The organism is Mesorhizobium sp. M2A.F.Ca.ET.037.01.1.1, from assembly GCF_003998075.1.
GTDB lineage: Bacteria > Pseudomonadota > Alphaproteobacteria > Rhizobiales > Rhizobiaceae > Mesorhizobium.
In genome coordinates, this window is sequence record NZ_RZSA01001723.1 from 1 (window position 1) to 553 (window position 553).

Annotated in this window: 1 protein-coding gene; it reads left to right on the forward strand. The window is 62.2% G+C overall.

Annotated elements, in window-relative coordinates; genetic code table 11:
• On the forward strand, window positions 1-345 hold a 345-nt coding region (locus tag EOA27_RS39440; RefSeq protein WP_245491421.1), incomplete at its 5' end, for a carboxymuconolactone decarboxylase family protein.
• Between the last annotated feature and the right edge of the window lie 208 nt (window positions 346-553).

Sequence of the window (553 nt, forward strand, 5' to 3'; positions counted from 1 at the left end):
CTCAAGGACATCCAGTCGACGATGGGCGGCGTGCCGAGCTTCGTCAAACAGTTCCCGAAAGCCGGTCTGCCCGGCGCGTGGGCCGAGGTCAAGGCCATCGAGCTCAGCGACAAGACGGCGCTGACGCCGAAGGAGAAGTCGCTGATCTCGCTGGCGGTCGCGGCGCAGATCCCCTGCAGCTACTGCATCTGGTCGGACACCGAGAACGCCAGGCACGCCGGCGCCACCGACCAGGAGATCCAGGAAGCCGTCGCCATGGCGGCGCTGACGCGTCACTGGAGCACCATCTTCAACGGCATGCAGGTCGATTTCGACCAGTTCAAGAAAGAGATGGGCGGAGAATGAGGGCTCAGGCACAAGGTACCGAAGGTGAAAAAATGGCCCGCGGCGACGCGGGCCATTTTGTTGCCACGCTTTGCCGGCCGGCACCGGCGGGATGTCCGGCGGTAAGCCGTCTCGCCCCTTGCGGCAACAGAAAATCCGTGCAAGCGTTCAAACAGCTATCGCTAAATTAACCAAGTTGCCATAATGAGTTGGGGTGGGCGGCTAATCG